This window comes from Kitasatospora sp. NPDC058162 (genome assembly GCF_042884005.1).
GTDB lineage: Bacteria > Actinomycetota > Actinomycetes > Streptomycetales > Streptomycetaceae > Kitasatospora.
In genome coordinates this window covers 367,555-391,078 of sequence record NZ_JBHVUS010000007.1, presented here as the reverse complement: position 1 = coordinate 391,078, position 23,524 = coordinate 367,555, and the positions used below count along the sequence as shown (strand labels likewise).

General features: G+C 74.3%; 19 protein-coding genes and 3 tRNA genes. 20 read left to right on the top strand and 2 right to left on the bottom strand.

All coding sequences use genetic code 11. The features are described 5' to 3' along the window. The first annotated feature begins 14 nt into the window (after positions 1 to 14). The 4 genes from ACFVXG_RS17435 to ACFVXG_RS17420 all read left to right on the top strand — a co-directional run bounded on the left by ACFVXG_RS17435 (position 15) and on the right by ACFVXG_RS17420 (position 3,790). On the top strand, positions 15 to 539 hold the full coding sequence (locus ACFVXG_RS17435) for a hypothetical protein (protein WP_387928381.1): 525 nt from the start codon (positions 15 to 17) through the stop codon (positions 537 to 539). A 96-nt stretch (positions 540 to 635) separates the two neighbouring features. Beyond that, positions 636 to 1,958, top strand: a complete 1,323-nt coding sequence (locus ACFVXG_RS17430; RefSeq protein ID WP_387928379.1) for a glutamate-5-semialdehyde dehydrogenase — start codon at positions 636 to 638, stop codon at positions 1,956 to 1,958. Positions 1,959 to 2,059: 101 nt separating this feature from the next. Continuing rightward, positions 2,060 to 2,623 (top strand): hypothetical protein, encoded by a 564-nt coding sequence (locus tag ACFVXG_RS17425; protein WP_387928433.1) that lies wholly within the window; start codon positions 2,060 to 2,062, stop codon positions 2,621 to 2,623. 105 nt (positions 2,624 to 2,728) lie between these two features. Continuing rightward, positions 2,729 to 3,790 carry a hypothetical protein gene (locus tag ACFVXG_RS17420; protein ID WP_387928377.1) on the top strand — a complete coding sequence of 354 codons (1,062 nt, stop codon included), beginning with the start codon at positions 2,729 to 2,731 and terminating at the stop codon, positions 3,788 to 3,790. A 97-nt stretch (positions 3,791 to 3,887) separates the two neighbouring features. On the opposite strand, the gene ACFVXG_RS17415 is transcribed toward ACFVXG_RS17420, so the two are convergent. Further along, complete coding sequence (locus ACFVXG_RS17415; protein WP_387928375.1) at positions 3,888 to 4,940, bottom strand: M48 family metallopeptidase; 1,053 nt, start codon at positions 4,938 to 4,940, stop codon at positions 3,888 to 3,890. A gap of 330 nt (positions 4,941 to 5,270) precedes the next feature. Here ACFVXG_RS17415 and ACFVXG_RS17410 point away from each other — a divergent pair, with 330 nt between their 5' ends. The 8 genes from ACFVXG_RS17410 (at position 5,271) to ACFVXG_RS17375 (ending at position 9,972) form a co-directional block, all read left to right on the top strand. After that, complete coding sequence (locus tag ACFVXG_RS17410) at positions 5,271 to 5,417, top strand: hypothetical protein (RefSeq protein ID WP_387928373.1); 147 nt, start codon at positions 5,271 to 5,273, stop codon at positions 5,415 to 5,417. Positions 5,418 to 5,569: 152 nt separating this feature from the next. Next, positions 5,570 to 5,719, top strand: a complete 150-nt coding sequence (locus tag ACFVXG_RS17405) for a hypothetical protein (RefSeq protein WP_350505430.1) — start codon at positions 5,570 to 5,572, stop codon at positions 5,717 to 5,719. A 124-nt stretch (positions 5,720 to 5,843) separates the two neighbouring features. Further along, positions 5,844 to 6,476, top strand: a complete 633-nt coding sequence (gene nadD / locus ACFVXG_RS17400) for a nicotinate-nucleotide adenylyltransferase (protein ID WP_350505429.1) — start codon at positions 5,844 to 5,846, stop codon at positions 6,474 to 6,476. A 13-nt stretch (positions 6,477 to 6,489) separates the two neighbouring features. Further along, on the top strand, positions 6,490 to 8,394 hold the full coding sequence (locus ACFVXG_RS17395) for a LytR C-terminal domain-containing protein (protein WP_387928371.1): 1,905 nt from the start codon (positions 6,490 to 6,492) through the stop codon (positions 8,392 to 8,394). 138 nt (positions 8,395 to 8,532) lie between these two features. After that, positions 8,533 to 8,991 carry a ribosome silencing factor gene (rsfS, locus tag ACFVXG_RS17390; RefSeq protein ID WP_350505427.1) on the top strand — a complete coding sequence of 153 codons (459 nt, stop codon included), beginning with the start codon at positions 8,533 to 8,535 and terminating at the stop codon, positions 8,989 to 8,991. Beyond that, positions 8,988 to 9,635, top strand: coding sequence for a histidine phosphatase family protein (locus ACFVXG_RS17385; RefSeq protein WP_387928432.1), 648 nt, complete (start codon positions 8,988 to 8,990; stop codon positions 9,633 to 9,635). Before rsfS ends, ACFVXG_RS17385 begins: the two co-directional genes overlap by 4 nt. Positions 9,636 to 9,770: 135 nt before the next feature. Beyond that, positions 9,771 to 9,843, top strand: a tRNA-Ala gene (locus ACFVXG_RS17380). A 56-nt stretch (positions 9,844 to 9,899) separates the two neighbouring features. Further along, positions 9,900 to 9,972: transfer RNA gene (locus ACFVXG_RS17375), tRNA-Ala, on the top strand. 137 nt (positions 9,973 to 10,109) lie between these two features. On the opposite strand, the gene ACFVXG_RS17370 is transcribed toward ACFVXG_RS17375, so the two are convergent. Next, on the bottom strand, positions 10,110 to 11,033 hold the full coding sequence (locus tag ACFVXG_RS17370; RefSeq protein WP_387928369.1) for a helix-turn-helix transcriptional regulator: 924 nt from the start codon (positions 11,031 to 11,033) through the stop codon (positions 10,110 to 10,112). A gap of 103 nt (positions 11,034 to 11,136) precedes the next feature. Between ACFVXG_RS17370 and ACFVXG_RS17365 the strand changes: the two genes are divergently transcribed. From ACFVXG_RS17365 to ACFVXG_RS17330, 8 genes are all read left to right on the top strand, one after another. After that, complete coding sequence (locus tag ACFVXG_RS17365) at positions 11,137 to 12,579, top strand: MFS transporter (RefSeq protein WP_387928367.1); 1,443 nt, start codon at positions 11,137 to 11,139, stop codon at positions 12,577 to 12,579. A gap of 228 nt (positions 12,580 to 12,807) precedes the next feature. Then, positions 12,808 to 12,880 (top strand) — tRNA-Ala (locus ACFVXG_RS17360). A 98-nt stretch (positions 12,881 to 12,978) separates the two neighbouring features. Next, positions 12,979 to 14,301, top strand: a complete 1,323-nt coding sequence (locus tag ACFVXG_RS17355) for a hypothetical protein (protein WP_387928365.1) — start codon at positions 12,979 to 12,981, stop codon at positions 14,299 to 14,301. 361 nt (positions 14,302 to 14,662) lie between these two features. Continuing rightward, entirely contained in the window at positions 14,663 to 17,566 is a 2,904-nt protein-coding gene (gene leuS, locus ACFVXG_RS17350) for a leucine--tRNA ligase (protein ID WP_387928363.1), read from the top strand. Positions 17,567 to 17,857: 291 nt separating this feature from the next. Further along, positions 17,858 to 18,640 (top strand): hypothetical protein, encoded by a 783-nt coding sequence (locus ACFVXG_RS17345; RefSeq protein ID WP_387928362.1) that lies wholly within the window; start codon positions 17,858 to 17,860, stop codon positions 18,638 to 18,640. An 81-nt stretch (positions 18,641 to 18,721) separates the two neighbouring features. Then, positions 18,722 to 19,567, top strand: coding sequence for a DegV family protein (locus tag ACFVXG_RS17340; protein ID WP_387928361.1), 846 nt, complete (start codon positions 18,722 to 18,724; stop codon positions 19,565 to 19,567). A gap of 131 nt (positions 19,568 to 19,698) precedes the next feature. After that, a complete protein-coding gene (locus tag ACFVXG_RS17335; RefSeq protein ID WP_387928359.1) occupies positions 19,699 to 20,658 on the top strand; it encodes a helix-hairpin-helix domain-containing protein in 960 nt (319 codons plus the stop codon). Between the two features lie 45 nt (positions 20,659 to 20,703). After that, positions 20,704 to 23,316: a ComEC/Rec2 family competence protein gene (locus tag ACFVXG_RS17330; RefSeq protein ID WP_387928358.1), complete on the top strand. Its 2,613-nt coding sequence runs from the start codon at positions 20,704 to 20,706 to the stop codon at positions 23,314 to 23,316. Positions 23,317 to 23,524: the final 208 nt, after the last annotated feature.

Below are 23,524 nucleotides of genomic sequence, written 5' to 3'. Positions count from 1 at the left end.
ACAGGAGGCCGCCGGTGGAACGCAGGCGCGAGGGAGCGCTGACCGGAGGGACGGCGGGCCGGCGGCTGACCAGTATCGACGGCGGACGCGGGGACGGCCCCGCGGAGCCGACCGGTCCGACGCCGCAGGGGCCCGGCGGGGTGCGCAGGCTGCGGCCGCAGCGCGCGCAGGCGGCGGATCCGCCCAGCGTGCCGGAGCAGGCACGGCTGTGGCACGTGGTGCTGAGCGTGGCCGGGCAGACCACGCCGCTGTCCTCGCTACGGGCCTCGCTGGAGCGGCTGGCGCACGACCACTCGTTCTTCCTGACCGCCCGCTACGCGGCCGATCACGCCGAGATCCGCTACTGGGAGCAGGCCCGGGACCTGCACGACGCGGCGGCGATAGCGCTGCGGCTGTGGGGCGAGCACAAGGTGACCGCGAGCCTGCCGCCGTGGGAGATCGTCGGCCTGGAGGTGGTCGACCGGGCGACGTACCACAAGCGGGTCGCCGAGGGCTTCGGCGATCCGCCGCCGCACCTGGGCGGGGTGCACCCGTACTGAGGGCGCGCCGGGCACTGGGCGGGGGCCGTCCGTCCGGTGTCTCACCGGGCGAAATGACGGTTCGGCGGCGCGGGGGCAGTCGCTAACCTTGGCGGCATGACCAGCGACCTCGCCACCGCCGACAGCCCCGTCCTCGCCGTAGCGCGCCGAGCCCGGGAGGCCGCCGCCGCGCTCGCCCCGCTGCCGCGCCGGGCCAAGGACGCCGCCCTGCTGGCGATCGCGGACGCGCTGGTGGCCCGCAGTGCCGAGATCCTCGCGGCCAACGCCGAGGACGTGGCCCGGGCCCGCGAGGCGGGGACGGCCGAGTCGGTGATCGACCGGCTGAGCCTGACCGACGAGCGGATCGCCGCGATCGCCTCCGACGTGCGGGACGTGGCCGGCCTGGCCGACCCGGTCGGCGAGGTGGTGCGCGGCTACACCCTGCCGAACGGCCTGGACGTGCGTCAGGTGCGGGTGCCGCTGGGCGTGGTCGGCATCATCTACGAGGCCCGGCCGAACGTCACCGCGGACGCCGCCGCGCTCTGCCTGAAGTCCGGCAACGCGGTGCTGCTGCGCGGCTCCGCCTCCGCCTACCGTTCCAACACGGCGCTGGTCGCCGTCCTGCGGGACGCCGTCGTCGCGGCCGGGCTGCCGGCCGACGTGATCCAGCTCGTCCCGGGGGAGAGCCGGGAGTCGGTGCAGGAGCTGATGCGCGCCCGCGGCCTGGTCGACGTGCTGATCCCGCGCGGCGGGGCCTCGCTGATCCGCACCGTGGTCGAGGGTTCGACCGTCCCGGTGATCGAGACCGGCACCGGCAACTGCCACGTGTACGTGGACGCGCGGACCGACCTGGCGATGGCCGTCGGCATCCTGCTGAACTCCAAGGCCCAGCGGGTCAGCGTCTGCAACTCGGCCGAGACGCTGCTGGTGCACCAGGACGTCGCGGACGCCTTCCTGCCGCTCGCGCTGGCCGCCCTGGCCGGGGCCGGGGTGACCGTGCACGGCGACGACGCGGTGCTCAAGGCCGCCGAGGGCACCGGCGTCACCGCGGTGCCCGCCACCGACGAGGACTGGGGCGCCGAGTACCTCTCGTACGACCTGGCCGCGGCCGTGGTGCCCTCGCTGGACGCCGCCGTCGCGCACATCCGCCGCTGGTCCTCCGGCCACACCGAGGCGATCGTCACCACCTCGCAGGCCGCCGCCCGCCGCTTCACCCAGCTGGTGGACTCGACCACGGTGGCCGTCAACGCCTCCACCCGGTTCACCGACGGCGGTGAGTTCGGCTTCGGCGCGGAGATCGGCATCTCCACCCAGAAGCTGCACGCCCGCGGCCCGATGGGCCTGCCGGAGCTGACCAGCACCAAGTACATCGTCACTGGTGACGGGCATGTCCGCGGCGAGGCGACGCAGACCGTGGGCGGGGGCGCGGAGGGCCGCTGACCGCGGCGCACGGGGCGGCCGTCACACGTGTGACGGACCAACTGCCGGGAGCCACAGACAAATCGCCCGGCCGGTAATACGCTGAATCCGTGGCTGAGGATGTGGGGGGCTTGCCGTACCCCGACGGCGCCGACCACGGTGGTGCGGACGACGAGTTCGCCACCGTGGTCTTCGATGAGGCCTTCGTCCGGTCCGCCGCCGTGCACGAGCCGACGGCCAAGGAGCGGCAGCTCGCCGCCGCCGAGGCGCGGTTCGAGACGGACTCCGCGGGGCCGGGTTGGAGCTATGACGTTCCGGTCGGGGACGGGCTGCCGCTGGAGCTGCGCCCGTACCCGAGCGGACTCGACGAGGACCACCTCTACCCCGACCCCTGGTCGGGCCCGGGCCGGGCGACCGGCCGCCGGGGCCGGCGCTGGGGCAGGCGCTACGACCCGGTGCGGGCCCGCGGGCGGTACGTCGCCCAGCAGCGCTGGCACCGGCCGGTGGCCTGGGTGCTCGCCGTGCTCATGGGCGTGAGCCTGGTGGCCGTGGCGGTCGCGGCGGTCTACCAGGGCGTGGGCGGCTCCTCGGGGGCACCCCGCCGCCCGGAGTCGGGCAGCAGCAGCCCGGGCGCCGACCCGCGGTCCGCGCCGGCCGAGCCGTCGCTGGTGGCGTCGACGCCGTAGCGTCGGCTGAGGGGGGCGTGCGCCCGGAGCGGTGGTCACGGAGCGTTCCCGGGAATCTGCGCGGGGGCCCTCGTGGCGGGCCCGGTGTGCGCCTACCCTGGTGCTATGGGTGACCCGCGCGAGCCTCCTGAGGGTACGCCCGAGGGCGGTTCCGGCAATGAGGACGAGTTCCGGTCCGTCGTCTTCGACGAGTCGTTCGTCCGGGCTGCCCGGATCCAGGAGCTGTCCGCCCGGGAACGGCTGGCGGGCTCCTTCGGCAAGGCCACCCGGGCCCGGGTGCGGCTCGGGCCGCTGGGCAGCGTGCCGCGCCAGGCGCTCGCCCTGCTGCTGCTCATCCTGCTGGCCTTCGGGGCCGCGGTGTACTTCGGGGTGAACTCGCCCAAGGGGATCGCGGCGCGGCCGGAGGGCACTCAACTGACCGTCAGCCTGGTCGCGTTGAGCCCGGCCTCGGCCGTCCGTCCGGTCGTCGACCCGGCGCGTCCGTTCGCCGCGCTGCCGACCGGTTACGGCGACGGGACGGCGGGGCTGAACACCCCGACCGGGGCGGCCACCGAGCACTTCAGCAAGGTCGAGGTGACCAAGGCCCTCGACACCGTGCAGCGCTACCTGATCGCCTCCTCGCTGACGCCGGCGGCACTGGTCCAGGGCGTCACCACGGACGTGCGGGCCTACGTCACGCCCGGTCAGCAGGCCCAGTTCGACGCCGGTGTCACCCAGCCGGTGGACGACCGGCACCACGCGGTGACCGGCTGGATCGTCCGCTTCGACCCGGCGCAGGTCGCGCTCGCCTCCGACACCGTGAAGGTGGTCGGCGCGATGCGGGTCGACGAGGCGGACGGCAGCACCCTGCAGATCACCACCGACCACACCTTCGTCTACGCGCTGAAGCCCGCCGGTGCCCCGGCCGGCGCGCCGGTCACCCTGGAGACCGTGCGGCGCGAGCTGACCTTCCAGTTCGACCGGGTCGACCTGGGCCAGGCGCAGCTGCGGCTGGTGGACGCGGTGCTGCAGGCCGGTCCGGCGCCGTGCACCTCCTCGATGGCGGCCTTCCTGCAGCCGGTGCTGGCCACCGCCCAGGGCACCGCGGTGGCGCAGCCGACGCCGGTCGACCCGGGCAACCACGCGCGGCCGGCCTGGCAGGTGTGCGGGGTGCTGGCGGGGAGCTGAGCGGCCCCGGCGGCGGGACGGCCGGTGACCCGGGCGGGTCACCGGCCGTGGGCGCCGGAGCGGTGGCGGTGCTGTCGGTGCTGCGGTGGGGCGGGGGTCAGCTCTCGGTGCGGTCCCCGGAGTCCTTGTGGTTGCCGCCGGTGAAGGTGTCACGGAGCTTGCCGCCGACGGTCGCGGCGCCGCCGGCCACGTCCCGCAGCAGACCCATCAGGGGGTCCTTGCTCTCCTTCACCGAGGTCGTGTAGTGCTCGGCGGCGGCCTTCCACTGCTCGCCGACCGAGGTGTCCCGGTCGTCGGTGCGGCGCGGGTAGGCGCCGGCCAGGATCGAGCGGTACTCGTCGCTCTCCGCCCACTTCTTCAGCTGGGCGACCCGGACCACCGCGAACGGGTGGGTCTGCGGCAGCAGCTGGAGCAGCTTGAGCACGCCGTCGCGCAGGTCCCCGGCCTTGTCGTACTCCTCGGCCTGCTCCAGGAAGGCGTCGACGTTCATCTCGGCCAGGTTGTGCCCGCCGGCCAGCTTCATCAGGGCCCGCATGGACGCCTGGACGTCCTGCCCGGCGAGCAGGCCGGCCCGGTCGCTGGACAGCTCGGCCTTGCGGAACCACTCCTTGAGCGCGGTGATGACGGCCGTGATCGCCAGGTTGCCGAGCGGCACCCAGGCGATCCGGGTGGCGATGTTGGTGAGGATCATCAGCATCGTCCGGTAGACGGCGTGGCCGGACATCGCGTGGCCGACCTCGTGGCCGATGACGGAGCGCAGCTCCTCCTCGTCCAGCAGCTCGACCAGGCCGCTGGTGATCACGATGATCGGGGTGTCGATGCCGATGGTGAACGCGTTGACCGTCGGGTCCTGGGTGACGTACAGGTCCGGGACCTGCTCCAGGTCGAGCACGTAGGCGGCGTCGCGGACCATGTCGTACAGCTCGGGGAACTGGCGCTCGGAGGTCTTCACGGCGGTGGCCAGGAACATCAGCCGGATCGAGCGCTCGGAGACCAGCCCGGCGAGCTTGCGCAGGATGTCGTCGAAGCCGGACAGCTTGCGCAGGGCGACCAGCGCCGAGCGGTCGGCGGGGTGCTCCCAGGCCCGGGTGGAGATCTCGGGGAAGCGTTGGCGACGGCGGCTCGGGGCGTTCGCGGTCGTGTCGGTCATGGTCTGCGTACCTCCTGGTCGACGGCGGCCCCGGGCGCGGCGCCCGGCCCCCGCTGGTCTTCGCCGGCAGTGACTCGTCTGCAACGACTGCCTGTGCAACGTCCGCGGTTGCGTACTCGTCCCCGGAGCGGGTGCGGACGGCCGTGTGGACGGGCGTACGGGCGGGCTGACGGGTGGGTCACGGGTGGGGGAGCGGGCGGTCCGCGGGCGGGTCGGGCGCGGCGCGGGGGCCGGTGGGGGGTGCCGGTGTGAGGCGGGTTTACCCTGAATGCCCTGGAGAACCGAGACCGGACCCGGCCGCGGTACCGAGCAGTTCGAGGAGCCCCTCAGATGTCCACCGAAGCGCTGGTCAGCCTGGCCGCACCCATCTCCGACGAGGCCGGCCCGGGCCTGTTCCTGCGGATCATCGTGATCTCCTCCTTCGTCGGGATCGGCCTGCTGGTCTGGATCATGGCCCGCGCCTTCCGGGGCCAGTAGAAGCCGCGTCCCACTCGGTTCGCTCACGCCCGGTCAGCGGCGGTGGGCCGCCGAGCGGTTGCCGCGTAACCCCCCGTACGATGACGGGTGGGCCCTCACCGGCCCGGAACCACCCCCAGGTCCGTCACCGAGCCGAGAAGGTCCCGCCGACCATGAGCACTGCTGCCGCACTCCCCGCCCTGAACCTCCTCGCCGAGGGGGGCAACCACGACAGCCTCAACCCGCTGCTGACGGGTGGCGCCGCGCTGTTCATCCTGGTTCTCCTGCTCTTCATCACCACCCGCTTCAACCGGGACCGCTGAGCCTGGTCCCGGGACCGCTCGGGGAGCGTCCGGCCAGGGGGCCGGCCGCTCCCTCACGCATCTGCGGACAACCCCCACACGGCCGTTCCCGGACCGCAACAGGCGTCGCGTAAGGTGTGGCGGCATGGGAGAGCAGGCCGGGAATCCCGGCGGACCGGAACCGGTGAAGAAGCGCCTGGGCGTGATGGGCGGCACCTTCGACCCGATCCACCACGGCCACCTGGTCGCCGCGAGCGAGGTGGCGAGCGCGTTCCACCTGGACGAGGTGATCTTCGTCCCGACCGGTGAGCCCTGGCAGAAGAGCGACCGGCACGTCACCCCGGCCGAGGACCGCTACCTGATGACGGTCATCGCCACCGCCGAGAACCCGCAGTTCTCGGTGAGCCGGATCGACATCGACCGCCAGGGCCCGACGTACACCGTCGACACCCTGCGCGACCTGCACGCCATGCACCCGGACGCGGACCTCTTCTTCATCACCGGCGCCGACGCGCTCGCCCAGATCCTGTCCTGGCACGACTCGGACGAGCTCTTCTCGCTGGCCCACTTCATCGGCTGCACCCGTCCGGGGCACGTCCTGTCGGACGCCGGGCTGCCGGTGGGCGGGGTCTCCCTGGTGGAGGTCCCGGCGCTGGCCATCTCCTCCACGGACTGCCGCAACCGGGTCGCCAAGGGCGAGCCGGTCTGGTACCTCGTCCCGGACGGGGTGGTCCGCTACATCGACAAGCGGGCGCTGTACGCGCCGCACGGGACCTGAGCCAGGAGCGGGCGTGACCGATCGCAGCGGTAACGGCAGCGGCAACGGCGGGCAGCGGCCGGAGGAGTGGTCCACCGGCCAGTACCAGCAGCCGTACCAGGGCCAGGAGTACCAGTCGGGGCAGCAGCCGCTGCAGCAGCCGTCGGCGTACGGGCAGCAGCAGGGGTACGACCAGCAGTACGAGCAGCAGGCCTACGACCAGTACGGGCAGCCGGTGTACGGGCAGGGCTCGTACGGGGGCTACCAGCAGCAGGCCCAGGGCTACCAGCAGGGGGGCCGGCCGACCGGGCAGTTCCCGCAGCAGCAGGGGTACGGGCAGCAGCAGGGGTACGAGCCGCAGCAGGGGTACGAGCCGCAGACGTACGAGCAGCAGGCCTACGACCAGTACGGGCAGCCGGTCTACGGGCAGGACCCGTACGGCGGCTACCAGCAGCAGGCCCAGGGCTACCAGCAGGGGGCCCAGCAGGCGTACCAGGCCGCGCCGGTGGTCGCCGAGCCGCAGCCGCAGGTCGAGCCGCAGCCGGAGCCGCCCGCGGCGCCGGCCGTCGTGCCGCCGCCGCGCCGCCGCACCCCCAAGCCCGCCGCGGCCGCGGCTCCGGCCGGGCCGGCGGCGCCCTCCGAGCAGGTCGCCGGGGCCAGGGCCGGCAAGGTCGGCGGCCGGGCCCCCAAGGACTCCTACGCCACGGGCGAGTTCACCTTCGTCGACGAGGAGGCGGAGGAGTCCGAGGACGTCATCGACTGGCTGAAGTTCGCCGAGTCCCGCAGCGAGGTGCGCGCCGAGCGGCGCCGCAAGCTGAAGAACCGGCTGGTCGGCCTCGGTGTGGTGCTGGCCCTCGCGGCCGGCGGCGTCGGCGGCTACCTGTGGTTCACCGGGGACAAGCCGACCGCGGCCGCCGCGGCGGGCGGGCGGCAGGTCACCGTCGTCCACCTGCGCGACCTCCAGGGCAAGGTGTCCAGCGCGCTGCTGGTCGACGACGCCTCCGGACACAAGGGCACGGTGCTGCTGCTGCCCGACGTGCTGCGGCTGCCCGGACCGGGCGACCCGCCGGTGACCACGGTCGGCCAGGCCATGGACGCGATCGGCGCCTCGGCGACCCGGGACGGCCTGTCCACCGTGCTCGGCGCCCCGGTGGCCGGCACCTGGCGGCTGGACACCCCGTACCTGGAACTGCTGGTCTCCCAGCTCGGCGGCGTCCGGGTGGACACCAACGCCGAGACCCACGAGGGCGGCAAGCCGGACGGCAAGCTGCTCTCCGCGGCCGGCAAGAACACCATGCTCAGCGGGAAGGCCGCGGTCGCGTACGCCACCCTCCAGGCGCCCGGCGAGAACCGGGACGCCCAGCTGGCCCGGTTCGGGCAGGTCATGGACGCCGTGGTGCGCACCATGCCGACCGACTTCAAGGACGCCAAGGACGACGTGCACCGGATGAACGCGGTGCTCGACCCCTCGCTGCCCGAGGACGCCCTGGCCGGCGTGCTCGCCCAGCTCGCCCAGCAGGCGAAGGACGGCCACTTCGGCACCACCGCGCTGACCGTCAAGCCGGACGGCAGCCTGGACGAGGCGACGGCGGGCAAGCAGGTCAAGGACGTGCTCGGCGGCACCGTGAAGTCCGCGGCGGTCGGCGACGCCCCCGCCCGGGTCTCGCTGCAGGACGCCTCCGGCAACGACGCGGCGGGCGCCGCCGCGCAGGTCCAGATCGTCAACTCGGGCCTGACGTTCATCCCGGGCGGCGCCAAGACCGCGCCGCAGGCCAACAGTGAGATCCGCTACACCGACGACGCCCGGCAGGCCGCGGCGAAGTCCCTGGCGACCACCCTGGGGCTGCCGGACACGGCGGTGAAGAAGGTCGGGGACGCCCAGAACGCGGACCTGGTGGTCGTGCTCGGCAAGGACTACCAGCCGCCGAAGTCCCAGTAGGCGCCCGGCTACGGCCCCTGCCCGCCCCCGCGGCCCCGGAAAATGCAGTCCGAGGCCGCGGGGACGGCGTGAGATCCTGGAAGGCGACCCCGGCCACCGTGCCGGGGCCGCCCCAAGCCGCCGAGCCGGAAGAACACCGTGACCGTCACCGACCACAGCCAGCAGCTCATCAACGTCGCCGCGCAGGCGGCAGCCGACAAGCTCGCGCACAACATCATCGCCTTCGACGTCAGCGAGGTGCTGTCGATCACCGACGCCTTCCTGATCGCCTCCGCGAACAACGACCGCCAGGTCCGCTCGATCGCCGAGGAGATCGAGGACCAGCTGCGCGAGCAGCTGGACATCAAGCCGGTGCGCCGCGAGGGCGAGCGCGAGGGCCGCTGGATCCTGCTCGACTACCTGGACATCGTCGTGCACGTCCAGCACTCCGAGGAGCGCTCCTTCTACTCGCTGGACCGCCTCTGGAAGGACTGCCCCGAGCTGCCGCTGCCCGCGGACGCCCTGGAGTCGCGCAACCGTCCCGACGCGATCACCGACGACGCCGGCAACGCCGTCGCCCCGGCCGACGACTTCGGCAAGCCCGAGGACCTGCACTGAGCAGGGATGCGCGCGGCCCGCGCATCGTCTTCTGGCGGCACGGCCAGACGTCCTGGAACCTCGAATCGCGCTTCCAGGGCACCACGGACATCGACCTGACCGGCCAGGGCGTGCTGCAGGCCCAGCGGGCGGCCCGGCTGCTCTCCGGGCTGCGCCCCGACCTGCTGATCTCCTCGGACCTCACGCGCGCCCGGCGCACCGCCGAGGAGCTGGCCAAGGTCACCGGGCTGGACGTGCAGCACCACGAGGGCCTGCGGGAGACGTACGCGGGCACCTGGCAGGGGCTGACCAACGCCGAGATCCGTGAGCGCCACCCGGAGGAGTACGCGGCCTGGGCGGCCGGGGAGCCGGTGCGCCGCGGTGGCGGGGAGCTGTCCAGCGAGGTCGCCGACCGCTCGGTGCCGGTGGTGCTGGAGGCCGTCGGCAAGCTGCCGGAGAACGGCACCCTGGTCGTGGTCAGCCACGGCGGCACCATCCGGACCATGCTCGGGCGGCTGCTGGGCCTGGAGCCTCCCCTGTGGGAGTGCTTCGGCGGGCTGTCCAACTGCTGCTGGTCGGTGCTCGGCAAGGGGGCGCGCGGCTGGCGGCTGCTGGAGCACAACGCGGGCACGCTCCCGCAGCCGGTGATCGGCGACGACACCTGACGGCACTCGGTGACGGGGCTTCGCGGGGGCCCGGAAGGAGCGGATTTCGCAGTTCCGGGCCTGACCAGCTAGAGTCTTCCTCGTTCGCAGGGAAGGAACGCGGCCCGGAAGGGAAGCGGGAGATCCGGTGAGTGCGGGGCTATAGCTCAGTTGGTAGAGCGCTTGCATGGCATGCAAGAGGTCTGGGGTTCAATTCCCCATAGCTCCACTCCGCATCGGCGGTCGTGGAAATCGGAGTTCCGGAGCCAGGGTCGCCCGCGTCGCGGGGCTATAGCTCAGTTGGTAGAGCGCTTGCATGGCATGCAAGAGGTCTGGGGTTCAATTCCCCATAGCTCCACAGTAGTTCGAGAGGCCGTCACCCAAGGGGTGGCGGCCTCTCGGCGTTTCGGGGCGTTGAGGGCGTTGCGGGCGTTGGGGACCGCCGGGGCGGGGCCGGAGGGTCGGTCCCTCGCGGCCCCAGCGGCCCAGCGGCTCCTACGGTTTGCAGGTGTGCCGCCAGCCGCCCGGCGGCAGGGAGTTGAGCCGCTCCACCAGCTCGCGGTCGTACGGGCTCTCCGGGACGTACACGACGATGTAGCACTCCGGCACGCCCGGCATCGTCAGGTAGGTGGCGTTCAGCCGCATCACGCCGAGGTCCGGGTGACGGAAGATCCGGTGCAGGGTCTTCGGCGGCGCCACCTCCTGCCGGGCCCACAGCTCCCGGAACACCTCGCTGCGGGCCGACAGCTGCTGCACGTGGGCCTCCCAGGCCGGCTCGCCGACGTGCTTGCCGTACGCGGAGCGCAGCACCGCCACCATCCGCGGCAGCGTCTCCTCCGGGTTCTCGCACGGGTTGCAGCACTTCGGCGCGGTCAGCATGCACCAGAGGCTGTTGAAGAACACCCCGTGGGCCGGGCGCATCCGCTCGATGCCGAACAGCGAGCGGTACGGCCGGTTGAAGCTCAGCACGTCGAACCGGGTGTTGGAGACCGCCGCCGGCAGCGGCGCCAGCGAGTCCAGGATCACCTGGATCGCCGGGCTCAGCTCCGGCGGGGCCGGCTGGGCCAGCGGCGAGGGCGCCGTCCCGGCCAGCCGGAACAGGTGCTCGCGCTCGGTGCCGTCCAGCCGCAGCGCCCGGGCCACCGCCAGCAGCACCTGCTCGCTCGCGTTGATCGGCCGCCCCTGCTCCAGCCACGTGTACCAGGTGACCCCGACCCCGGCGAGCTGCGCCACCTCCTCGCGCCGCAGCCCCGGCGTGCGACGGCGCAGCCCCGGCGGCAGGCCGACGTCCTCCGGGGTGACCCGCGCTCGGCAGGCCTTCAGGAAGCGGGCCAGCTCGGTGCGCCGGCGTTCGCGGTCGCGCTCGCGGTCGCGGTCGCGGTCGTCCGACGCGACGGGGAGTTCCTCCAGCACGGTCATGCCGTCCATCGTGCCGCAGGGCGCGCGGGCGATACAGGTGCTGCCGGTACCAGGATCAGCAGGCTCTAACCACCAGTACCGGCGCCGCCCCAGGCTGGTGGCCATGACGGACCTCCAGACCCGGCCCGACGCGGCCGGCGGCACCACAGCAGCAACCCCGGCCGGGCGGCCGGGGCTGCTCCTCGCGATCGTCCTGAGCGGGCAGTGCATGGCCGTGCTCGACGGCTCCATCGTCAACGTCGCGGCGCCGACCATTCGGAACGACCTGGGCGCCTCCGGCGCCGCCCTGCAATTCGTGATCGCCGGCTACACCGTCGCCTACGCGGTCCTGCTGATCACCGGCGCCCGCCTCGGCGCCCGCTACGGCTTCAGCCGACTGTTCCAACTGGGCCTGGCCGCCTTCACCTTCACCTCGCTGGCCTGCGGCCTCGCCCCGACCACCGGCACGCTGATCGCCTTCCGGCTGCTCCAGGGCGCGGGCGCGGCCCTGATGGTGCCGCAGGTGACGAGCCTGCTGCAGCGCACCTTCACCGGTGCCGCCCGCACCCGGGCGATCGGCCTCTACTCGGCGGTGCTGGCCGTCGGCGTCGCGCTCGGGCAGGTGCTCGGCGGGGTGCTGGTCAGCGCCGACCTGTTCGGCACCGGGTGGCGGCCGGTGTTCCTGGTCAACGTGCCGATCGGGCTGGTGCTGCTGGTGGCCGGCGCCCGACTGCTGCCGCGGCTGCCCGGCGACGCCTCGCGCGGCTTCGACGTCCCCGGCCTGGTGGTGGTGGGCTCGGCGCTCGGCCTGCTGGTGGTGCCGCTGGTGCTCGGCAGCGAGCTCGGCTGGCCGGCCTGGGGCTGGGGGATGATCGCCGGCAGCGTGCTGCTGTTCGGCCTGTTCGTGGTCGTCGAGCGCGGGGTCGCCCGGCGCGGCGGGCAACCGCTCATCCCCGGCCGGGTGCTGAGCGCCCCCGGACTGCGCCCCGCGGCGGTCGGACTGTTCACGATCATGGCGGCCTACGCGGGCTTCATGTTCACCTTCGCCCTCCACCAGCAGGCCGCCCTCGGCCACAGCGCGCTGCGGGCCGGGCTCTGCTCGGCGCCCGTCGCGGTCGGCTTCGGCCTGGGCAGCCTGCGCTGGCACCGGCTGCCACGGCGGCTGCACGGGCCGCTGCCGGTGATCGCCGGGGTGCTGCTCGGCGGCGGCTACCTGCTGCTGGGGGTGCTGCTCGGCGACGGCGGAGGGATCGGGGCGGCGGTGCTGGTGGAGACGGCCGCGCTCGGCCTGGCCGCGGGCTGTGCGTACGCGCCGCTGTTCGCCCGGGCGCTGGCGGGGGTGGCCCCGGAGGACGCGGCCGACGCCAGCGGGGTGACGGTGACCGTCCTGCAGCTCGGGCAGATGATCGGGGTCGCGGTGATCGGCTCGGTGTTCCTCGGGCAGGTGGACCTGCCGGCGCCGGCCGCCGACTCGGGGCACGCGGTGCTGGTGACGCTGGCGGTCAACGCTGCGGTGGTGCTCGTCGGGGCGTGCTTCGCCGCGCGCAGCCGGCGGGCGGTGCGCTGACGGGCGTCTGGCTGGGCGGGCGTCCGTCTGGGCGGGTGCCCGTCCGTGCGGGTGTCCGTCGGTGCGGGCGGTCCGTGCGGGCGGGTGCCGTGCGGACGTCCGGGCGGGCTGTGGTGGTGGCCTCGGGAAACGGATTTCAGGAGCACGCCCCGGACCGTGTAAAGTAGTCGATGTCGCCGAGGGAAACCGGACGGAAACGACGGGAAACCCGGTGACATTGCAGGTCAAGGGGCTATAGCTCAGTTGGTAGAGCGCTTGCATGGCATGCAAGAGGTCTGGGGTTCAATTCCCCATAGCTCCACAGTGGTCGAAGAGCCGCCTCCCGTTACGGGGGGCGGCTCTTCGCCGTTGTGTGCATGCCACCGGCGGGCAGGTGGGAAGGACCGCTACCGTCGTGCCATGGCCGATCTGCAGCGAAGGCGGAACGAGGAGCTGGCCCGGATACTGCACCAGCTCGGTTGGAGTCCGGAACGGCTCGCCCGCGAGGTGAGCCTCGCCCTGCCGCCGGGCCTGGCGATCAGCTCCACCGCCCCGTACAAGTGGCGCGACCGCGGCATGGTGCCGCGCAGCCCGCACGACCAGACGGTCTGCGAGGTGCTCAGCCGCACCCTCGGCATAGCCGTCACCTACGAGCAGCTCTGGGGCCGGATGGGCGGCCACCGCGGCGCCAAGATCCTCTCGCCCCGGCTGCTCACCGACCCGTGGACCGCCGACACCGCCCAGACCGCGCTGCGCGAGGCCGCCACCGACGCCGGCCCGGTCCGCCTCACCGACCTGTTCCGCAGCGCCGACCTGGACCACGCCGCCGAACGGCTCGCCTCGCCGCCGCCCCCGGTCGGCGGCGGCGAGGGCGCGCTGCGGGTCGACCCCACGCTGGCGGGCGAACTCGGCCTGTCCTACCGCAGCAAGCAGCGCCTCGAACGCTCCTGCGGAGGCGGCCTCGTCCTCGGCCCCACCCGGGCCGAACTCGCCATGCTGGCCAAGCTGTTGGAACTCGGCGCGTACGACGAACGGCTCGGCCGCGAGCTGTACGGCACCGCCAGCAGGCTCGCCCGCCTGGCCGGCTGGGCCGCGTACGACCTCGGCCACGACGCGGCCGCCCAGCGGGCCTTCGTCGCCGCGCTGCGCGCCGCCCACGTGAGCGGCGACGTCCGGCTCGGGGTCGCCGGGCTCGGCGCGCTGGTGGCGCTCGCCACCCAGGGCAGCGGCGGGCGCGGCCTGGACGCCGTCACCGCGCTGTGCACCGCCCTGGACACCCACGGCCCCGCGCTCAGCCCCACCGGGCGGGCCCGCCAGTTCGGCCGGATCGCCCGCGCCCACGGCCGCCGCGGCGAGGCCGCCCGGGCCGAGGAGGCCGCCGCCCGGGCCTTCGCCGAACTCGACGGCGTGCCCGGCACCGAGGAGGCCCGGGCCGACCTGGCCGGGATGGTGGGGGAGGGGCGGCTGGCGCTCGGTCAGCACCGGATGGCCAAGGCGCTGCTCGCCGAGGCCGTCGCCGGGCTCGGGGCGGGGCGGGCCCGCTCCAAGGCACTGCTGATGGTCCGCCTGGCCGAGACCCACCGGCGGCTCGGCGACCAGCGGGAGGCCGCCCGGACGGCGGGGCTGGCGCGCTCGCTCGCGGCGGGGATGCAGTCGGAGCGGCTGGCCAGGGCGCTGCGGGACTTCGAGGCGGCGGGACTGCGCGAGGGCGCGGCTGGGCGGGGCGGTGGCGCCGCGCGGTGAGGTGGGGTGGGGTGTGGTGGCGCGGTGAGGTGGGGTGTGGTGGTGAGGCGCGGTGAGGTCTGGGGCGGAGGCGGGTCGGTGGGCCGGCGTGCCGCGGCGGGGGGCGTGGTGCCCCGGTGGGACGGCCAGGAGCGCCCTGACCTGCTTGCGGTACCCTGAGCCCATGCGAACCGTGCGCCTGCTCCTTAGCCGGCCGCGCTGACCAGGACCGGCCGCGCCCTCGGGCGGTGCCGGAGTCGGCGTGGCGTCCCCTCCTGCGAGGGGATTTTTTGTTTTCCGCCCCCGCCCGCATCGTGGGACGGGTCCACGGTCGGCCGCGTCGCGCGGTTCGCCAACTGACACCGATGGAGCTTGAAGGACCATGAGCGAGACGACCCCTGCGTCCGGCGCGGCCGAGACCGCGACCGCGACCGAGCCGTTCCGGTACAGCGCCGCGCTGGCGGCGGAGATCGAGTCCCGCTGGCAGGACATCTGGGAGAAGGAGGGCACCTTCCACGCCCCCAACCCCACCGGTGAGCTGGCCGACCCGGCCGCCGGCGACGTCGCCGCGAAGCCGCACAGCTTCATCATGGACATGTTCCCGTACCCCTCGGGCGCGGGCCTGCACGTCGGCCACCCGCTGGGCTACATCGCCACCGACGTCTTCGCCCGCTACCAGCGGATGACCGGCCACAACGTGCTGCACACGCTGGGCTACGACGCCTTCGGCCTGCCCGCCGAGCAGTACGCGGTGCAGACCGGCACCCACCCGCGGGTCTCCACCGAGGCCAACATCGCCAACATGCGCCACCAGCTGCGCCGGCTGGGCCTGGGCCACGACCCGCGCCGCTCGATCTCCACGATCGACCCGGACTACTACCGCTGGACGCAGTGGATCTTCCTGCAGATCTTCAACTCCTGGTACGACGAGGCAGCCGGCAAGGCCCGTCCGATCGCCGAGCTGGTCGCCGCGTTCGAGTCCGGCGCGCGCGAGGTGCCGGGCGGCCGCGCCTGGGCCGAACTGACCGCCGGTGAGCGCGACGAGGTGCTGGGCGAGTACCGCCTGGCGTACGCCAAGGAGGTGCCGGTCAACTGGTGCCCGGGCCTGGGCACCGTGCTGGCCAACGAGGAGGTCACCGCGGACGGCCGCTCCGAGCGCGGCAACTTCCCGGTGTTCAAGTCCAACCTGCGCCAGTGGATGATGCGCATCACCGCGTACTCCGACCGCCTGATCGCCGACCTGGACCTGCTGGACTGGCCCGAGGCCATCAAGCTGCAGCAGCGCAACTGGATCGGGCGCTCCGAGGGCGCCCGGGTCGACTTCGCGGTCGACGGCGGGAAGATCACCGTCTTCACCACCCGGCCCGACACCCTGTTCGGCGCCACCTACATGGTGCTGGCGCCCGAGCACGGGCTGGTCGACGCGATCGTCCCCGCCGCCTGGCCGGAGGGCGTGCCCGCCGAGTGGACCGGCGGCGCCGCCACCCCCGCCGAGGCCGTCGCCGCCTACCGGGCCGCGGCCGCCGCCAAGTCGGACGTCGAGCGCCAGGTCGAGGCCAAGGTCAAGACCGGCGTCTTCACCGGCGCCTACGCCGTCAACCCGGTCAGCGGCGAGTCCGTGCCGGTGTTCATCGCCGACTACGTGCTGATGGGCTACGGCACCGGCGCCATCATGGCCGTCCCCGCCCACGACCACCGCGACTTCGCCTTCGCCCGCGCCTTCGCGCTGCCGATGCGCTGCGTCGTCGAGCCGACCGACGGGCGCGGCTCGGACCCGGCGGAGTGGGACGACGCCTTCGACACCTACGACTCGGTCATCGTCAACTCGGTGCGCTCGGAGGGCGATTCGGCGCAGTCCCTGTCCCTGGACGGACTGAGCGTGGTCGAGGCCAAGGCCGCCGCCACCGCCTGGCTGGCCGGGCACGGCATCGGCGAGGGCACCGTCAACTACCGCCTGCGCGACTGGCTGTTCAGCCGCCAGCGGTACTGGGGCGAGCCGTTCCCGATCGTCTACGACGAGGACGGCGTGATGCACGCGCTGCCCGAGTCGATGCTGCCGGTCGAGGTCCCCGAGGTCGACGACTACTCGCCGCGCACCTACGACGCGTACGACTCCGCCTCCTCGCCGGAGACCCCGCTGTCCCGCAACGAGGACTGGGTCAACGTCGAGCTGGACCTGGGCGACGGCGTCCGGACGTACCGCCGCGAGACCAACACCATGCCCAACTGGGCCGGTTCCTGCTGGTACGACCTGCGCTACGTCGACCCGACGAACGCCGACGTGGTGGTCGACCCGGCCAACGAGCGCTACTGGCTGGGCCCCACCGAGGCCAAGCCGGCCGGCGGCGCCGACCTGTACGTCGGCGGTGCCGAGCACGCCGTGCTGCACCTGCTGTACGCCCGCTTCTGGCACAAGGTGCTGCACGACCTGGGGCACGTCTCCTCCGTCGAGCCGTTCCACAAGCTGTTCAACCAGGGCATGATCACCGCGGACGTCTACCGCGACGAGCGCGGCTTCCCGGTGCCCGCCGCCGAGATCGAGGAGCGCGACGGCAAGTACTTCTGGCAGGGCGAGCCGGTCAAGCGCGAGGCCGGCAAGATGGGCAAGTCCCTGAAGAACGCCGTCGCCCCGGACGAGATCGCCGACGAGTACGGCGCGGACACCCTGCGCCTGTACGAGATGTCGATGGGCCCGCTGGACGTCTCCCGCCCGTGGGACACCCGGGCCGTCGTCGGCTCGTACCGCTTCCTGCAGCGGCTGTGGCGCAACGTCGTCTCCGAGACCACCGGCGAGCTGGTCGTCACGGAGGAGGCGCCGGACGAGGCCACGCTGCGCGCCCTGCACAAGGCGATCGACGGCATCCGCGGCGACATGGCCGGGCTGCGCTTCAACACGGCCGTCGCCAAGGCGATCGAGCTGAACAACTACCTGGTCAAGCGCGGCTCCACGCCGCGGGCCGTGGCCGAGCAGCTGGTGCTGATGGTCGCGCCGCTGGCCCCGCACATCGCCGAGGAGCTGTGGCGCCGACTGGGCCACGGCGAGTCGCTGGCGCACACCGACTACCCGGTGGCGGACCCGGCGTACGTGGTCGACGAGTCGGTGACCTGCGTGGTGCAGATCAAGGGCAAGGTCAAGGCGCGGCTGGAGGTCGCGCCGAGCATCACGGACGCGGAGCTGGAGGCGCTGGCGCTGGCGGACCCGGCGGTGGTCGCGGCGATCGGTGACGCGGCGGTGCGCAAGGTGATCGCGCGGGCGCCGAAGCTGGTGAACATCGTGACCGGCTGAGGTCGGTTCGGGATCGGGATCGATCCGGTTCGGTTCGGTTCGGTTCGGTTCGGTCTGAGCTCGGGGTTTGATCGGGCGGGTGTCCTTCGGGGCGCCCGCCCGGTGCTTTGTCCAGGGGGCCGGGCGGGGCCGGTCCGGCCCTCGGGGAGATCCCGGATCTGTCCCTGATCTCCGCCCACCGAGCCCGTTCGGGCCTCCCCGGCCCGGACCCGGCGGCTACGGTGGAACCCTCGGCAGTGCGGCCCGCGTTGGGCCCGGTGGGGCCGATACTGCGGCGGAAGGTGACGCGCGATGGACGTGTTCGGCGTGATGATCGGCTTGGTCCTGCTCTTCGGGATCGCGACGCTCGTCCTGGCCGTGGTCGGCACGGTCAAGGCGGCCAAGGCCGTCGCCGCGAAGGTCGAGCGGCACGAGGCCAACGCCCGGCGCGCCGTCGAGACCGCCACCCTCAAGGCGAAGACGTACACCAAGGTCGGCCCGCCCGCGCAGATCGCCACCGTCCGCCTCAAGCTGCGGACCTCGCTGGACGGCACCCGGCAGGTGCTGGAGGGTGGGCTGGCGCAGGACGGCCAGCTCGGCGAGTCGCTCGCGCTGCTCACCCGGCTCGACGCGCACGCGGCCGAACTGGACGGCGAGCTGCGGGTGCTGGAGCGCGAACCGGACACCGCGCGGATCGCGGCCAAGCTGCCGGAGCTGCGCGAGCGGGCGGAGCGGATCACCCACGCCGCGGAGACCATGCGGTGGGCGGCGCAGGACCGGATGCACCGGTTCGCGGACGACGAGCTGAGCCGGCTGAGCCAGGAGTGCGAGAGCGAGGCGGGGGCGCTGCGGCACTGGGACACGGCGGGGGGCGGTGCGGGTGCTGCGGGCGCGGGTGCTGCGGGCGCTTCCGGTGCGGGTGCTGCGGGCGCGGGAGCCGGTGCGGGTGTCGGTGCGGCTCGGGCCGGGCTGACGGACGGGAAGGGGCGGCCCAGCGCCGAGGACCTCCTCGGGCTCGCCGACCCGCTGGCGAAGCTGGCGCAGCGGCTGCGGAAGCCGTCGGCCGGGCCCTCCACGGGGCCCTCCGCGGGCTGAGTCCCGCTCGCGCCCCGGGCCCCCGCGGAGCTCGAGGACGGTCGCTGTCCTCCCGGACGAACGGGGAGTAACCTCCGCCTCATGCCCTCCGACCTCGCAGTTGTCACCGATTCCACGGCCTATCTGCCGCAGGCGGCCCTCGACCGGCACGGGATCACGGTGGTACCGCTGAGCGTCGCGGTCGGTGACGCGGTCCTCTGCGAGGGCGTCGAGATCTCCCCGAAGGACGTCGCCGAGGCGCTGCGCGCCAAACAGCGGGTGACCACCTCCCGCCCCAACCCGGAGACCTTCGCCGCCGCCTACCGGGCGGCCGCCGAGGCCGGGGCGCGGGGGATCGTGTCGGTGCACATCTCCGGCGAGCTGTCCGGCACGGTCGAGGCCGCCCGGCTGGCGGCCGCCGAGGCGCCCGTACCCGTGCGGGTGGTGGACAGCCGGCTGGTCGGGATGGCCCTCGGGTACGGAGTGCTGGCGGCGGCCGAGGCGATCGAGGCCGGCCGGGGTCTCGAGGCGGCGGCCGAGGCGGCGACCCGGCGGGCGGCCGGGACCAGCGGCTTCTTCTACGTCGACACCCTGGAGCACCTGCGCCGGGGCGGGCGGATCGGGGCGGCGCGGGCGCTGCTCGGGTCGGCGCTGGCGGTCAAGCCGCTGCTGCACCTGGACGCGGGGCGGATCGAGCCGCTGGAGAAGGTGCGGACGGCGTCGCGCGCGATCGCGCGGCTGGAGGAGATCGCGGTCGAGCGCTCGGGGGAGGGCGAGGTGGACATCACCGTCCACCACCTGGCGGCCGAGGAGCGGGCCGAGCAGCTCGCGGAGCGGCTGCGGGCGCGGGTGCCGGGGCTGCGGGAGCTGTACGTGGGCGAGGTCGGGGCGGTGATCGGCGCGCACGTCGGGCCGGGGCTGCTCGCGGTGGTGGTCGCGCCGCGCTGATGCGGGGTTGGTCAACCACCGCGTGGTGTGACCACTCGTGTGAGTGACACTTTTTATCCACAACCCCCGGGTTATCCACAGGCTTTCGGAAATTTCCGCGCGTTCTCCGACGTGCTCCTAGCGTCCTCGCCATGACGACCTTGGGCCTGGGCGCGGCGAAGCGCCAAGCGATCAACGAGACGGTGCGGCTGCGGATGGCGGCGCTGTTGCCGACGGACGACGAGCTGGTGGACGGCGCACTGGCGGACGGAGAGCTGAGGGACGGCGCGCTGAGGGGCGGCGAGCCGGCGGAGGACGTGCCGGTGGCGGTCGTGCCGCCTGCTGTCGTGCCGCGCGGTGCGGTGCCGCCGGGGGCGGTCCCGCCGGAGCCGGTACACCTCTCCGACCCGCCCGGCGGCGGGGCGCGCCTGCGGTTCGCCTCGGTGCTGGCGCTCGACCGGCGGGCGGTGGCCGGGCTGGCCGTCCTGCTGCTCTTCGCGGTGGGCTACGCCGTACAGCACTTCTGGCTGGCCCGGCCGGAGGCGGTGGCCGTTCCGGTGCTGGCGGCCGCCTCGGCGCCGCCGGAGTCGGGCCCGCCCGCCACCGACGGCCCGCCCGGCAGCGGGGCCGGTCCACCGGCGGCCTCCGCGGGCCCGGGCGCCGAGGCCGCCGTCGTCATCGACGTCGGCGGCCGGGTCCACCTGCCCGGCCTGCACACCCTGCCCGGCGGCTCGCGGGTGGCCGACGCGCTGCGGGCGGCGGGCGGTCCGCTGCCGGAGACGGACACCCGGGGCCTCAACCTGGCCCGCGTCCTGATGGACGGCGAGCAGATCACGGTCGGCGAGCAGGCGCCCGTACCCGTGCCCGTCCCCGCCTCCGGGGGCGGTGCGGGCGGACTGCCCGGAGCCGGTGCGCCCCGACCACCCGTCAGTCTCAACCGCGCCACCCTCGAACAACTCGACGCGCTCCCGGGCGTCGGCCCGACCCTCGCCCAGCGCATCCTGGCCTACCGCGCCTCGCACGGGTCGTTCCGCTCGATCGACCAGCTCCGGCAAGTCAGCGGGATCGGCGCCCGGACCTTCGCCGAACTCCGTCCGCTCCTCGTCCTCTGACGCCCCATCCGGGCTGCCCAGCCGGTTCCGAAGGGAGGTACCACCGTGTCCGCCGCCACCACCGTTACCACCACCGTGCCGCTCCCGCGCACCCGCTCCTCGGGTGCCGACTTCCGGCTGCTGCTGCCCGCCGTCTCGGCCTGGCTGGTCACGGCGGTGCTGCTGCCCGTCGAACCGGGGTCCGAGCCGCTGTTCCTCTCGCTGGCAGGCGCCGCGGTGCTCGCGGCCGTCCCGCTGCTCGCCCGGCCGGGCCTGCTGCGTCGGCGCGGGGCGGCGGTGACGCTGGCGGCAGTCCTGCTCACCGGGGCGGCGGCCGCGGTCGCGACCCCGCTGCACACGGCCGACCTGCACCGGGGCCCGCTGCCGGAGCTCGCCCGTGCGGCCGAGCACGCGCCGCCGCGCTCCCCGGGCACGCCCGCCCCGGCGGTCGAGGTGGAGCTGACCGTCGCGGGGGACCCGAAGGTCCACACCTCCCGGGGCGCCGCCACCGGCGGACAGCCACTCCTCACCATCGACGCCGTGGCCGATCGCGCGACCGTCCTCCCGGACGGGCGGGCCACCCGGACGCACACTCCGGTGACGGTCATGGCCCGCGGGGCGGAGAGCGAGCCGTGGCTGCGGCTGCTGCCCTCCGAGCGGCTGGCCGTCGAGGCCGAGGTGCGACCGGTGGGGGAGGGGTACGGCACCGAGTCGGCGGCCCTGCTGGTCGTCCACGGCCCGCCCCGGCAGCTCGCACCGCCGAGCCTGCCGCAGCGGATCGCCGGGCGGCTGCGCGAGGGCCTGCGCACGGCTAGCGACGGGCTCCCGCCGGACGCGCGGGGGCTGCTCCCCGGGCTGGTCGTCGGCGACACCTCGCGGCTGCCCGACGACCTGGTGGACGCCTTCCGCGCCACCGACCTGGTGCACCTGGTCGCGGTCAGCGGGGCCAACCTGGCGATCGTGCTCGGCGTGCTGCTGGGCGCACCGGGCCAGGCCGGCACCCCGGAACGGCGCGGACTGGCCGCGCTGTTGGGGCTGTCGCTGCGGACCAGCGCCCTGGCCGGCACCGCGCTGACACTGGCCTTCGTGACCGTCTGCCGCCCCGAACCCAGTGTGCTGCGGGCGGCGGGGACGGGGCTGATCGGCATGCTGGCGCTGGCGACCGGCCGCCCCCGCCAGTCCGTACCGGCGCTCGCCGGGGCCGTCCTGGTCCTGGTCCTGCTGGACCCGTTCCTGGCCCGCTCCTTCGGCTTCCTGCTCTCGGTGCTCGCCACCGCCGGACTGCTCGTGCTCGGGCCGCACTGGGCCGAGTCCCTGCGGGCCCGGCGCTGGCCGCACCACCTGGCGGGCGCGTTGGCGGCCACGGCGGCGGCGCAGGCGCTGTGCGCGCCGGTGACGGTGGTGCTGTCCGGGCACATCAGCCTGGTCGCCGTCCCGTGCAACCTGCTGGCCGAGCTGGCGGTGGCCCCGGCGACGCTGCTCGGCTTCGGGGTGCTCGTGCTGCAGCCGTTCTTCCCGTCCCTGGCCCGGCTGCTGGCCGAGCCTGCCGGGGTTCCGGCCAGTTGGCTCGCCTTCGTCGGGCGGCGTGGGGCCGAGCTGCCCGGCGGTCAACTGTCCTGGCCCGGAGGCTGGTTCGGGGTGGTGACGGTCGCCCTGGCGACCATCGCGGCCTGCTGCGCGGCGCCGCTGTTGCTGCCCCGGCGGGCGGAGCCCGGCCGTCGGGCGGGCGTCCGGCGCCGCTGGGCGCGGGCGTTGGTGACGGGGGTCCTGCTGGTGGTGCTGTTGGGGGTGCTGCTGCGCCCGCCGCAGCTCGCCCGGATCGCCACGGGCTGGCCGCCGCCTGGGTGGCGACTGGCGATGTGCGACGTCGGGCAGGGAGACATGTTGGCCCTCGCGACCGGTGTGGCGGACAGCGCCGTGGTGATCGACACCGGGCCGGACCCGGAGGCCGCCGACCGGTGCCTGCGCGAGCTGGGCGTCACGACGGTGCCGCTCCTGCTCCTGACGCACTTCCACGCGGACCATGTCGAGGGTGTGCCAGGGGTGTTGCGGGGGCGCCGGGTGGGTGCGGTCGAGGGTACGGTCCTGGACGACCCGCCGGGAGAAGCGGCCCGGGTGACGGCCTGGGCGGCGGGGGCCGGCGTGCCGCTGCTGCGCGCGGGCCGGGGTGAACGGCGCTCGGCCGGTGCTGAGTTGTCCTGGGATGTGGTGTCACCCGTTCCCGGGTCGGCCGTCGACGCGCCGGGTGCGAACAACGCGAGCGTGGCAGTGCTGGTGTCCTCGGCCGGCGGTCTGCGGATGGCGCTGCTCGGAGACCTCGAACCACCCGCCCAGTCCGCCCTGTTGGGGCGCCTCGGAAGAGTGGACGTCCTGAAGGTCGCGCACCACGGCTCGGCCCACCAGGACTGGGACCTGACCGGTGCCCTGCGGCCCCGGCTCGCCCTGATCTCCTGCGGCGAGGGCAACCCGTACGGGCATCCGTCGCCCCGTACGGTCGATCACCTGCGTGCGCTGGGCGCCACGGTGCTGCGTACCGACCGGGTGGGGGACATTGCCGTGACCGGCGACTCCCCGTCCACCCTTGCCGTCGCCGTCCACCCCCAGCCCGCCCACGGCACCCGCGCCGGGCACTCCTCCTCGGGGCACCCCACCCGAGGTCCCCGCGCCCCGCCCGGGTGACCCCTGCTCTCCTCTTTCCCTCCACGGTGTGGGGTGGGCAGGGGGTGGGGGGAGGTGGAGGGAGGGTGGGAGGGGGGCGGGGGCGGGGGCCCCGGGGAAAGGGATTGCGGCGCGCTCCGGGCAGGCCCGGAGCGCGCCGCAGGGCCAATGCGCCGGCCGGTCAGGGAAGTCGGGGCAAGGGGCAAGCGGCAAGCGGCAAGGCTTCGGG

Bases quoted from the DNA above. Each gene is read 5' to 3' on its own strand.
- ACFVXG_RS17430 (WP_387928379.1), top strand. From the start codon at position 636: ATGACCAGCGACCTCGCCACCGCCGACAGCCCCGTCCTCGCCGTAGCG.
- ACFVXG_RS17415 (WP_387928375.1), bottom strand. From the start codon at position 4,940: ATGACCGACACGACCGCGAACGCCCCGAGCCGCCGTCGCCAACGCTTC.
- ACFVXG_RS17345 (WP_387928362.1), top strand. From the start codon at position 17,858: ATGGACGTGTTCGGCGTGATGATCGGCTTGGTCCTGCTCTTCGGGATC.
- ACFVXG_RS17340 (WP_387928361.1), top strand. From the start codon at position 18,722: ATGCCCTCCGACCTCGCAGTTGTCACCGATTCCACGGCCTATCTGCCG.
- ACFVXG_RS17355 (WP_387928365.1), top strand. From the start codon at position 12,979: ATGGCCGATCTGCAGCGAAGGCGGAACGAGGAGCTGGCCCGGATACTG.
- ACFVXG_RS17420 (WP_387928377.1), top strand. From the start codon at position 2,729: ATGGGTGACCCGCGCGAGCCTCCTGAGGGTACGCCCGAGGGCGGTTCC.
- ACFVXG_RS17365 (WP_387928367.1), top strand. From the start codon at position 11,137: ATGACGGACCTCCAGACCCGGCCCGACGCGGCCGGCGGCACCACAGCA.
- nadD (WP_350505429.1), top strand. From the start codon at position 5,844: ATGGGAGAGCAGGCCGGGAATCCCGGCGGACCGGAACCGGTGAAGAAG.
- ACFVXG_RS17335 (WP_387928359.1), top strand. From the start codon at position 19,699: ATGACGACCTTGGGCCTGGGCGCGGCGAAGCGCCAAGCGATCAACGAG.
- ACFVXG_RS17405 (WP_350505430.1), top strand. From the start codon at position 5,570: ATGAGCACTGCTGCCGCACTCCCCGCCCTGAACCTCCTCGCCGAGGGG.
- leuS (WP_387928363.1), top strand. From the start codon at position 14,663: ATGAGCGAGACGACCCCTGCGTCCGGCGCGGCCGAGACCGCGACCGCG.
- ACFVXG_RS17410 (WP_387928373.1), top strand. From the start codon at position 5,271: ATGTCCACCGAAGCGCTGGTCAGCCTGGCCGCACCCATCTCCGACGAG.
- ACFVXG_RS17370 (WP_387928369.1), bottom strand. From the start codon at position 11,033: ATGACCGTGCTGGAGGAACTCCCCGTCGCGTCGGACGACCGCGACCGC.